Genomic DNA, 12,086 nt, shown 5'->3' with positions numbered 1-12,086 from the left:
TCTACTAGTATTTATGGAACTAGTTTTTCTAGTTTAGGCTAGACTGTACCTTTTTTACGATGGATTTAAAAGCCTCTGGATTTTGGTAGGCTAAATCTGCTAAAATTTTTCTATCAATAGAAATTTTTGATTTAATAAGACCACTAATAAATTTAGAATATGTTAAACCTTGTTCTCTAACGCCAGCATTAATTCTTTGTATCCAAAGCGACCTAAAATTTCTTTTTTTAGTTCTTCTATCTCTGTACGAATATTGTAAAGATTTTTCTACTGATTGTTTAGCAGTTCTAATTGTGTTTTTTCTTCTTCCGTAAAAACCCTTAGCAGCTTTTAAAACTTTTTTATGTTTTGCGTGACTTGCTACCCCTCGTTTAACTCGTGACATAAGTTAACCTCTTAAACTGTTTGGCATGTAGGATTTAACAATCTTCGCGTCAGACTTTGACATAATTGCCATTCCTCTTTGTTTTCGAATTTGTGAATTACTTCTTTTAATCATGCCGTGTCTCTTTCCCGCTTGTGGCATTTTTACTTTACCTGTTGCTGTAATTCTAAATCTTTTTTTAGCTGAGCTCTTAGTTTTAATCTTATACATAAAATAAATACCTGCGGTTTATACTAATATTAAAGATGAAAAACAATAAGTATGAAGGTGAAGAAACTGCTATTTTAGCGGCTGAATAATGAAAGTCATTTGCTTGCCTTCCATTTTTGGAGCTTGTTCAACTTTGCCAGTTATTTTTAAGTCGCTCACAATTCTACCTGCTAGATCTTTGGCCAATTGTAAATGCTGCATTTCTCTTCCTTTGAATTTAATTGTAAATTTTACTTTATCTCCTTTAGCTAAAAATTTCTCAGTTGCTTTCATTTTAAAATTATAATCATGAACATCCGTTCCTGGTCTCATTTTAATTTCTTTAAGAGTTACTACTTTTTGTTTCTTTTTTGCTTGGCTTGCTTTTTTTTGCAATTCATATTTATATTTCCCAAAATCAGTTATTTTACAAACAGGTGGTTTTGCATTTGGAGCAATTTCAATTAAATCTAAACCCTGCTCCTTTGCAGTCATTAGCGCATCATTTAAAGAAACGATTCCAATATTTTGACCATCACTTCCAATTAGCTGAACATCGGTTGCTCTAATTCTATCGTTTACTTTTGGTCCGCGATTTGAAGAACTGTTGGACCTAAAATTACTTCTGTTATTTTGAAAATTTTGATTAATAACTATACTCCTAGATTTTTGGTGCTGAAGATTCTTTAACTAATAAACTCACAGCTTCTTTTAAAGGTAATGTATCTTGTTTTTCTTGTCCAAGTCTTCGAAGTGTAATTGATTCACTCTCTTGTTCTTTAGATCCACAAATCATTAAAACTGGAGTCTTAGATAAAGAGTGTTCTCTAATTTTGTAGTTAATTTTTTCATTCTTAAGATCGATAATATTCCTTATTTTATTTTTATCAAGTTCAGCTGATACTTTTTTTGCATAATCATCAAATTCTTGAGAAATTGGAAGTATAGCAACTTGTTTTGGTGATAACCACAACGGAAGTTTGCCTGCATAATGTTCGATTAAAATACCTATAAATCTTTCAAGTGATCCAAATAATGCTCGATGCAACATAACAGGACTCTTTTTAACTCCATCTTTGTCAATATAAGTAGCTCCTAATCTTCCAGGTAAATTTAAATCTACTTGCAAAGTTCCACACTGCCAATCACGACCGATTGTATCTCTTAAAACAAATTCAATTTTAGGACCATAAAATGCTCCTTCACCTTTATTAATAGAATAATCTAATTTCGATGCTTTCACAGCTTCTAGTAATGCAGCTTCTGCTTTATCCCAAAGCTTATCATCTCCAACTCTTTTTGCCGGACGATCAGAATATTTTAAAATTACATTTTCAAAACCAAACGCCTTATAAATATCTAAGATTAATTTGGTAACTTTTAATGATTCTTCTGTAATTTGATTTTCTGTGCAAAAAATATGAGCATCATCTTGAGTAAAAGATCTAACTCTCATTAGTCCATGCAAAGATCCTGAACTTTCGTAACGATGCACTTTACCAAACTCTGATAATTTTAGAGGTAAATCTCTGTAACTTTTTAATCCTTGATTAAAAATCTGAACACAACCAGGACAATTCATAGGCTTGATTGCGAACACTCTCTCATCCGGAGTTGTTGTTGTGTACATATGTTCTTGAAATTTTTCCCAGTGACCAGATTTTTCCCATAATGTTTTATCTAAAATATCAGGCGTATTAACTTCTCGATAACCAGCTTCATTTTGTTTTTGTCGCATAAAATCAATTAACGACTGAAATAACTGCCAACCACTTTCATGCCAAAAAACAGCTCCGGGACTTTCTTCTTGAAAATGAAATAAATTCATACTTTTACCAAGTTTGCGATGATCTCTTTTTTCAGTCTCTTCAATTCTATGTAAATATTCATCTAACTCTTTTTTATTTCTCCAGCATGTTCCATAAATTCTTTGCAGCATTTCATTTTTTGAATCTCCTCGCCAATAAGCTCCTGCTAGTTTCATTAGCTTAAATGCTTTTCCTATTTTACCTGTAGAAGAAAGATGCGGACCTCTACATAAATCATGCCACTGACCATGAAAATAAATTGAAATTTCTTCTTTAGTTGGAATACTTTTTATTATTTCAGCTTTATATAATTCACCTTTTTTTTTAAAATGCTCTATAGCTTTTTCTCTATCCCAGACTTCTCTTGTTGTGGTTTCGTCTCGATCAATAATTTCTCTCATTTTTTCTTCGATCTTTAATAAATCCTCATCAGTAAAAGGTTTTTTTCTAGAAAAATCATAATAAAAACCATTTTCGATAACTGGACCGATAGTAACTTGAGTATCTTTGAATAATTCTTGAACTGCCATAGCAAGTACATGCGCAGTATCATGTCTTATTACTTCTAGTCCGTAATCATCTTCCAGGGTAATAATTTGGATAGTAGAATCTTTTTCAATGACCGTGCTTAAATCTTTGAAACTATCATTTACTTTTATAACTAAAGCTTTTTTTGCAAGCGAAGGGCTAATAGTTTTTGCTATTTCATGCCCATTAACTTTTCCTGGAAATTGAAGTTTTTTTCCATCCAGAAGTGTAATGTTAAGCATACCTCTTATTAAACTAAGGATTTATAAATTTCTAGTGTTTTAGAACACATCTGATCAACTGTGTAATTGCCGCTAACGTTCTTTCGCCCTTTTGATCCAAATTCTTTTAAGGAGCTTTTGTCTTTTTTAGAAATATTAACAATAAAATTTGCTAAATCTTTTTCATTATTAGATTTAAATAACCAACCTGTTTGACCATCAACTACTGTCTCAACGGAACCTCCAATATTGCTTGCAAGAATTGGTTTTTCCATTGCTTGAGCTTCTACTGCCACTCTACCAAAGGCTTCTGGTTCAACCGAAGCCGACAAAACTAAATCACATGCGTTATAAGCGGATGGCATAAAAGATTCATTAGAAATTATTTTAACCTGACTTTCCAAATTATGTTCATTAATAAATTTTAATAAACTTCGTTTATACTGAATTCTTCCTTGATCATCCCCAAGTATAACCGCGTTAATATTCTGTAGCAAATTCTCTTCTTTAAGAAGTAACAAAGTTTTTAAAAAGAATGCTTGACCTTTCCAGGAAGTTAATCTGCCGGGAAGTAAAATTAAAAAATTATTAACAGATACATTCCAACGATTTCTAACTTTATCTGATTCTTCAATATTTGAATTTTTTGGGTCAAAATAACTAATATCTATTCCTCTAGGAACAACAAATAGCTGTTTAAAACTGTTATAATTTTTTTTAATATGATCAAAAATAAATTTTGAACCAGCAATAACAGCATTTCCTCTTAACATAATTGAATTATAAAATTTTTTAAAAAAATTATTAAAATTATAAGTTCCGTGAAAAGTAGAAATTAAACAGACATTGGAAAATTTGCTAGCAAAGTAACAAGACCAGGCTGGCGCTCTACTACGAACATGAATGATATTAATTTTATGAAATAAAACGATAAATAAAATTACAAATATATTAAATAAAATTAATAAAGGGTTTTTGCTATGAACTGGAAATATAAAAATTTTTATTTTTGATTGGTCTATATTTTTAATTTGCTTACCTCCAGAACATAAAATTGCTGAATAATAGTTTTGATTAGCTATAAATTTTGCAATATCTATACAGCCTGTTTCTGCTCCACCTATATCTAATTTCGGAATAACTTGTAATAAACGAATTTTTTTGTCCATTAAATTAATATGCTATACTTTTAACAATGAAGAATCCAAAGCAAAATTTTTTTTTAACAAAGAATAATCAAAAAATTCATTACAAATTTATTAATAAAAAAAGTCCAATTATAATTATTTTTCTTCATAGACTTATGTCAAATATTAAAAGTAAAAAGGCAAAACACTTACAAAAATTTAGTAAAAAAAATAAAATAAATTTATTATTATTTGAATATAGCGGTCATGGTAAATCATCGGGAAAATTTACAGACTTTAGTATTAAAAATTGGATAGAAGATTCAAAAGCAATCATAGAAAAAATAGCCAAAAAAAATAGAATAATTTTAATTGGCTCAAGCATGGGGGCTTGGGTTGGTATTCACTTAATTAAATACTTTCATAAAAGAATTAAGGCCTTTATTGGTATTGCTCCTGCTCCTGATTTTACTGAAGAACTGATGTGGAAAAAATTCAATACTTTTGAAAAACAAAAAATAATACAAAATAGAATTTATAAATTAAAAAGCAGTCATAATAATTTTTATCCTATAACAAAAAAATTTATATTTGATGGAAAAAAACTATTAGTCTTAAATAAAAAAATTAAATGCAATTTCCCAATTGAACTTATACATGGAATTAATGACAATTCTGTACCTTGGAATTACTCACTTTTATTAACTAAAGCTTTAATAAGTAAAAATATAAAAATAACTATTATTGAAGATGGGGGGCATAGCTTATCAAGAGCTACAGATCTTAAAAAATTGGATCTAGCTATTAAAAATATTCTTTAAAATATTTTTTAAACCTTCTTTGTATGTTGGAAAATATAATTTTACCTTTAAATCTTCTTTAATTTTTTTATTACTAACTTTTTTTGAATCTTTATAAAAATCTTTCATCTCACCTTCTTTTAAATCATTAAACGAAAGAGGTTTTAAAGTTTTAATGCCCATCAAACTACAGGCATAAAATACAGTCTGCTCATAAGGACATGGCTTATTATCAGCAATATTATAAATCTCTCCTGCTTTTGAATAAGTTAGTGATTTAAATAAAACCTGGGCTATGTCAGCAACATGAATTCTTGAAAAAAAATGATTATTTTTTTTAACATATCGAACTTGACCATTAGCTAATCTTAGAAAAATATTTCTTTCTGTAGAATAAATTCCGGACAACCTAAATATTCTTGTTGGAATTGATTGATGCCTATGTAGTTTAAGCCAATTATTCTCAGCTACAATTCTATTAATTCCTGTGTAGTTTCTACTTAATAATTTGCTACTCTCACTAACCCACTTGCTATTATGGTTTCCATAAACACTTGTGGATGAAAGATACGCTAACCATTTAATTTTTTTACTTGAAACAATCTCGTCATAAAAATTTTCAACAACAAGGTCTCTTCTGTCTTTTGGTGGTACTGATATTAAAATATGAGTTGCTGATAAAATATATTTTGTGATTTTTTTATCAAATTTATAATCCTCAAAATAAAAATTTTTATAAACAACATTCTCAAATTTTTTATTTAAAACTTTAGATCTTGAAGTTGTTATTAAATTGACTTTGTATTTATTTTTTAAAAGCTCTCGCACAAAGTACTGAGCTGTTAAACCGAAACCAAAACAAACTAGATTGATTGATTTAAACCGCTTTTTCATGAACTGCCTTATTCGATAATGGGTGTTTTAACTTATCTAACATTTCTTTAGGGCAAACTTGATAAAAACTACTCTTTTCATTACTCCACTGCTGAATAATTTTCTTTGAATAAGCTGATTGAGTTTCTTTTGCATGTAATTGTATTAAATCTAAAAGAAACTTACTCCAATAATCCGTCTCAATTCTTTGCCAGATAACAGAGGCAGGATTTACATAGTTCTCAAAATTGTTTTCAGGGTCATAAACAAATGCCATTCCACCTGTCATTCCTGCTGCAAAATTATCGCCAATTTCACCTAAGATAACAACATTACCACCTGTCATATATTCACAACCATTTGTTCCGCAACCTTCAACAACAGCTGTGGCACCTGAATTTCTAACCGCAAATCTTTCTCCTGCTTGTCCTGCAGCAAGTAGTAATCCAGATGTTGCGCCATATAACACTGTATTACCAATAATTGTATTTTTGGAAGTTTGTATTTCGCTATTTGATGCAGGCTTGATAATTATTTTTGCACCTGATAATCCTTTTCCAACATAATCATTTGCATCCCCTGTTACTTCTAATTTAATTCCAGAAACCCCAAAAGCTCCTAAAGATTGTCCAGCAGATCCTCTTAATTTAATTAAAATATGATCTTCGGATAATTTTTTATTCTTATATTGTGTTGTAATAATTGAACTTAATCTCGTTCCGACAGATCTATGTGTATTTTTTACAGCATAACTTAATTGAAATTTTTGACCTTTTTCAATTAAAGATAAAGAATCTTTTATAATTTGTTTATCCAAGCTATCTGGAACTTCTTTTCTCTCTCTTTTTAAACTGTATCTTGGGTTCTCGCCTGGATCTGCTTGAACCAATAAAGGATTTAAATCTAAATCATCCAAGTTGGAAGATCCTCTGCTTACTTGTTTTAATAAATCTGTTCTTCCAACAATCTCATTTAAAGATTTAAAACCAAGACTTGCTAAAATTTCTCTTACTTCCTCGGCAACGAATGAAAATAGATTAACAACCTTTTCAGGTGTTCCTGTAAATTTTTTTATAAGTTCTTCGTCTTGAGTGCAAATTCCAACTGGGCATGTATTGGAATGACATTGTCTAACCATTATGCAGCCCATTGCTATTAATGAAGTTGTAGCTATTCCAAAATCGTCAGCCCCCATCATGGCAGCCATTACTACATCTCTTCCAGTTTTAATTCCCCCATCAGTTCTCAGGATCACTTCATGTCTTAAACCGTTCAAAGTTAAAATTTGATTAGCTTCCGTTAAACCAATTTCCCAAGGAAGTCCGACATACTTAACGCTCGTTAATGGAGATGCTCCCGTTCCTCCAGAATGTCCGCTGATTAAAATCACATCAGCTTTTGCTTTTGCAACTCCTGCAGCAATAGTGCCTATTCCTGTTGACGAAACTAGCTTAACCCCAATTTTTGCTTTAGGGTTAATCTGTTTTAAATCGTAAATAAGTTGCGACAAATCCTCAATTGAATAAATATCATGATGAGGAGGTGGAGAGATTAAGGTAACTCCAGGGGTTGAATGTCTTAGTGTTGCAATTTCAGCTGTAACTTTAAAACCAGGTAACTGCCCTCCTTCTCCTGGCTTTGCACCTTGCGATACTTTAATTTCTATTTCATCGCAGTTGTTTAAATATTCTGCTGTTACACCAAATCTAGCTGAAGCGATTTGTTTAACTCTTGAATTTGCATTGTCTCCATTCTCTCTTGGTATTGCTCTTTTTGCATCCTCTCCTCCTTCTCCGCTACATGATGCACCACCAATCCTGTTCATAGCAATTGCCAAAGTTTCATGCGCTTCTTTCGAAAGCGCTCCTAACGACATACTTCCGCTTCCAAATCTTTTTCTAATATTTGTAATAGATTCAACTTCTTCAATCGAAATTGGTTTTTTAGTTAAATTAAAATCTAAAAGGTCTCTAAGATTAATAGGATGTTGATCATTTATAATTTTTGAATATTTTTTATACAAATCATAAGAATCGGTTGCGACCGCTGTTTGCAACATATGCATCGTCATTGCTTGATTAGCATGCTGCTCCCCGTCTTTTCTAAATTTATAAAATCCACCAATCGGTAAACTAATAACGTTTCCTCTAAATGCTTTTTGATGTTGAGTTCTGATCATTTTTTCAATACCTAAAACTCCAATTCCAGAAATCTTTGAGTACATTCCAGGAAAATATTCTGCTACTAACGATCTACTTAATCCTAAGCCACTAAAATTTAATCCTCCTCTGTAAGAACTAATTACAGAAATCCCAAGTTTAGACATAACTTTTAACAAGCCGTCATTCACAGCTTTGATGTAGTTGGTAACACATTCTGAAAAATTTAATTTTCCAAAAATCTTTTTTTGATATCTTTGATAAATACAATCCAGTGCTAAATAAGGATTAACCGTTGTTGCACCAACTCCAATTAAAACTGCAAAATAATGAACATCTAAACATTCTGCAGACTTTACGTTCAAAGAAGTAAATTTTCTAAGTCCATTATTAACTAGATGAGTTTGAACGGCTCCCGTTGCAAGAATAATTGGTATTCCAATTCTTGTTGTTGAAATATTTTCATCAGTTAAAATTATATGTTTAATACCTTCTCTTACCGCAAGTTCGCCTTCGACTTGAATTCTTTTTAATTCTTTTTTTAAGTCAGCCTCATCATCTCCAGCTTCGAATGTGCAATCTATTTCCTTATATTTTTCATTTAAAACTTCGAATAATTTTTTAAATTGAGCATTAGATAATACTGGGCTTTCTAAAAGATAACTTTTTTTATTAAACAGATCCTCCCCTAAAATATTTTGTAAATTTCCAATTCTTGTATTTAAAGACATAACTCTATTTTCTCTCAAAGAGTCGATTGGAGGGTTGGTTACTTGGCTAAAATTTTGTCTAAAAAAGTGGGATAATGGCCTGTAAACATCTGATAAAACGGCTGCTGGAGTATCATCCCCCATAGAACCAACTGCCTCTTTTTGATCTTCGACCATTGGATGTAAAATCATTTCCAAATCTTCAATAGATATTCCTGCTGCGTATTGTTTTTGTCTTAATTTATCTCCTTCAAAAGAATTGAATTCTTCTAAGTTATTAAACTTTTTACTAATCTCGATTAAATTCTGACTAAATTTTTTATAAATAGGATTTTTAGATAATAAATCTTTAATTTTTTTATCATTGTAATAAACACCTTCATCAAGATTAACAGCGATCATTTGTCCTGGTCCAACTCTGCCTCTGTAAATAATATTTTCTTCTTGAACTGGAACCATACCAGTTTCAGATCCTGCAAATAAAATCTTATCTTTTGTAATTGTATATCTCAAAGGCCTTAAACCATTTCTATCAGTTGCGGCTAAAATCCAATTTCCATCTGTTGCAGCAATTGCAGCTGGTCCGTCCCATGGTTCAATCACAGAATTTAAATAGTTATACATATCTCTATAAGCCTGCGGAATAATTTTACTTCTTTTGGACCATGCTTCAGGCATCAACATCATTTTTACAAGCGGCAATAATCTTCCAGATCTTGTCAACAATTCAAATACAGCATCAAGACAAGCTGTATCTGAGCTTCCTGATTTTAAAATTGGTTTTAAGTCTTCAATATTTGGATAAAGATCCGACTGAAGTCCTTGTTCATGTGTCTTCATCCAGTTTATATTTCCCTTTAAAGTATTAATCTCTCCATTGTGAGCTAAAATTCTAAACGGCTGAGCAAGTTCCCAACTTGGAAAAGTATTCGTTGAATATCTTTGATGAAAAATTGAAAATCTAGAAATAAATCTTTTGTCTAATAAGTCCGGATAAAAATCTGATAAATTTTCAGCTAAAAACATTCCTTTATAAATTATTGATCTTGAGCTAATAGATGAAATATAAAAATCTTTTAATTGCGATTGAGTAATGCTGTTCTCAATTTTTTTTCTTACAATATATATATTTCTTTCTAATTCTTCTGATTCAGTTTTTTTAATTGGCGAAAATAATATTTGCTCAATTTCAGGTCTTGTATCATTTGCTTTAATGCCAAGAACCTTTGCTTTTACCGGAACATGTCTCCAGCCAAAAATATAAAAATTATTAGATAATAATTCATGTTCAACAATAGTTCTACAAGCCTCTTGTGCGCCATAATCGTTTCTAGGTAAAAAAATCATGCCCACACAAAGCTGATCATTTTTGTGAGTATGATGTCCTGTGATTTTTATTTGCTCTTCAAAAAAATCTTTTGCCAATTCAACATGAATGCCGGCTCCGTCTCCTGTTTTTCCATCTTTATCTACCGCACCTCTATGCCAAACTGCTTTTAAAGCCTCAATTCCATTTTCAACAACTTCTCTTCTAGGTTTTCCATCAATAGAGGCAACAAAACCAACGCCACAAGCATCATGTTCATCCTCTCTATTATAAGCTCCTGCTTTAATTAATTTTTCTAAATTTTTATCTAAAATTTTCATAAATTTAGGCAACCTTTTTCTTTGAAGACTTATGAACTTTATTTCTTAAATAAAAATCCATTGCTTCCGCAGCATCTCTTCCGTCTTTAATAGCCCAAACAACCAAGGATGCTCCTCTTACAATATCCCCGGCCGCAAAAACTCCATCTAAATTAGTCTGCATTGTTTTAAGATCTGTTTTAATAGTTCCCCATTTAGAAACTTCTAATTTTGGCTCTGAAAATAAATCTGGTATATTCTCAGGATCAAATCCTAAAGCCTTAATAACAATATCAGCTTTAATTTTTATTTCTGAGCCTTGAATTATTTCTGGCTTCTGTCTTCCTGTTGCATCCGCTTCACCTAATCTCATTTTATCAAGAACAACTTCTTTTACTTCGCCATTCTTTCCAATAAATTCTTTTGGATTAGTCAGCCATTGAAAATCTACTCCTTCTTCTTCAGCATTAGCAACTTCTCTTGCTGAACCTGGCATATTTTTTTTATCTCTTCTATATAAACATTTTACTGATTTGGCATTTTGTCTAATTGAAGTTCTAACACAATCCATTGCTGTATCTCCTCCCCCTATAACAACAACATCTTTACCTTCCGTATTCAAAAATCCATCATCAAACATTTTAACTTTATCACCTAATCCTTTTTTATTTGATGCAGTTAAAAATTCCATTGCTGGATAAATATTCTTAAGATTAGATCCTGGAATTTCTACTTCTCTTGCTTTGTAAACTCCTGTTGCAATTAATATTATATCATGTTTCTTTCTAAGTTCAGATAAAGTGGCATCTTTTCCAACTACAAAATTTAATTCATATTTAATGCCGCCATCTTTTAAGAGCTTTGTTCTTCTTTGAACAATTTCTTTTTCTAGTTTAAAATTTGGAATTCCATAAATTAACAGCCCGCCAGGCCTGTCATACTTGTCATAAACGGTTATTTCGTATCCAATTTTTCTAAGTTGTTCAGCAGCAGCAAGTCCTGCTGGACCAGCTCCTATAATGCCAACGCTTTGTTCTAAATTTTTTTTAATTTTAATTGGTTTTACCCAGCCTTGTTCGAATGCAGTATCGGTAATAAATTTTTCAATTGAACCAATTGTAACCGTACCATGACCCGCTCTTTCAATTACGCAATTGCCTTCGCAAAGTCTGTCTTGTGGACATATTCTTCCACAAACCTCTGGCATATTATTTGTTGCCGAAGATATTTCATAAGCTTCTTCCAATCTTCCCTCTGCCGTTAATTTTAACCAATCGGGAATATTATTTGAAAGCGGACAGTGAATTTGACAATAAGGAACTCCACACTGAGAACATCTGCTTGATTGTTCTTCTGCTTTTGGAAGAATGTAATTTTTGTAAATTTCAGAAAAATTTTTTACTCTCTGAGACGCACCCGTTTTCTCTGGCGTTTGTCCTTTTGTAGTTACAAATTTCAACATTTTTTCTGACATTAGCTCTAATATCTAAAATTTAGTCTTTTTTAGATACTATTCACATAAAACCTATATTTTTGAAAGCTAAATTAGGACAGTAATAGTGAATCAATTTACTTATTTTATTAATTAATAAGCAAAATTAAGGTTTTTTTCTATTTTTCAATTAGTAATTGTAAACAATACTTAACTAAAATTTTAACA

At 31.0% G+C, this 12,086-nt stretch carries 9 protein-coding genes; 1 reads left to right on the top strand and 8 read right to left on the bottom strand.

The window, feature by feature from the left end:
* Positions 1-28: 28 nt before the first annotated feature.
* From rplT to AC8IG9_RS01975, 5 genes are all read right to left on the bottom strand, one after another.
* A complete protein-coding gene (gene rplT, locus AC8IG9_RS01995) occupies positions 29-385 on the bottom strand; it encodes a 50S ribosomal protein L20 (RefSeq protein ID WP_507425152.1) in 357 nt (118 codons plus the stop codon).
* 3 nt (positions 386-388) lie between these two features.
* Complete coding sequence (gene rpmI, locus AC8IG9_RS01990) at positions 389-595, bottom strand: 50S ribosomal protein L35 (RefSeq protein ID WP_507425151.1); 207 nt, start codon at positions 593-595, stop codon at positions 389-391.
* A 69-nt stretch (positions 596-664) separates the two neighbouring features.
* Positions 665-1,225, bottom strand: coding sequence for a translation initiation factor IF-3 (gene infC, locus AC8IG9_RS01985; protein ID WP_049798033.1), 561 nt, complete (start codon positions 1,223-1,225; stop codon positions 665-667).
* 10 nt (positions 1,226-1,235) lie between these two features.
* Positions 1,236-3,152: a threonine--tRNA ligase gene (thrS, locus tag AC8IG9_RS01980; RefSeq protein WP_507425150.1), complete on the bottom strand. Its 1,917-nt coding sequence runs from the start codon at positions 3,150-3,152 to the stop codon at positions 1,236-1,238.
* An 8-nt stretch (positions 3,153-3,160) separates the two neighbouring features.
* On the bottom strand, positions 3,161-4,300 hold the full coding sequence (locus AC8IG9_RS01975; RefSeq protein WP_507425149.1) for a glycosyltransferase: 1,140 nt from the start codon (positions 4,298-4,300) through the stop codon (positions 3,161-3,163).
* A gap of 26 nt (positions 4,301-4,326) precedes the next feature.
* Between AC8IG9_RS01975 and AC8IG9_RS01970 the strand changes: the two genes are divergently transcribed.
* A complete protein-coding gene (locus AC8IG9_RS01970) occupies positions 4,327-5,079 on the top strand; it encodes an alpha/beta hydrolase (RefSeq protein WP_507425148.1) in 753 nt (250 codons plus the stop codon).
* Here the strand turns inward: AC8IG9_RS01970 and AC8IG9_RS01965 are convergent.
* Genes AC8IG9_RS01965 through AC8IG9_RS01955 form a run of 3 tightly spaced genes read right to left on the bottom strand, consistent with a single transcriptional unit; the run spans position 5,056 to position 11,900 of the window.
* The gene (locus AC8IG9_RS01965; protein WP_507425147.1) at positions 5,056-5,952 is read right to left on the bottom strand and encodes a Rossmann-fold NAD(P)-binding domain-containing protein; all 897 of its coding nucleotides are present in this window, start codon (positions 5,950-5,952) and stop codon (positions 5,056-5,058) included. The two genes, AC8IG9_RS01970 and AC8IG9_RS01965, sit on opposite strands and share 24 nt — an antisense overlap.
* Positions 5,936-10,447 (bottom strand): glutamate synthase large subunit, encoded by a 4,512-nt coding sequence (gene gltB / locus AC8IG9_RS01960; RefSeq protein WP_507425146.1) that lies wholly within the window; start codon positions 10,445-10,447, stop codon positions 5,936-5,938. The genes AC8IG9_RS01965 and gltB overlap by 17 nt, the downstream gene beginning before the upstream one ends.
* Positions 10,448-10,451: 4 nt before the next feature.
* The gene (locus AC8IG9_RS01955; RefSeq protein WP_507425145.1) at positions 10,452-11,900 is read right to left on the bottom strand and encodes an NAD(P)-dependent oxidoreductase; all 1,449 of its coding nucleotides are present in this window, start codon (positions 11,898-11,900) and stop codon (positions 10,452-10,454) included.
* Positions 11,901-12,086 lie beyond the last annotated feature (186 nt).

The sequence above is a fragment of the Candidatus Allofontibacter sp. genome, from assembly GCF_040404065.1.
GTDB lineage: Bacteria > Pseudomonadota > Alphaproteobacteria > Pelagibacterales > Pelagibacteraceae > Fontibacterium.
The sequence above is the reverse complement of the archived record's forward strand: the minus strand, read 5'-3'. Positions and strand labels throughout refer to the sequence as shown.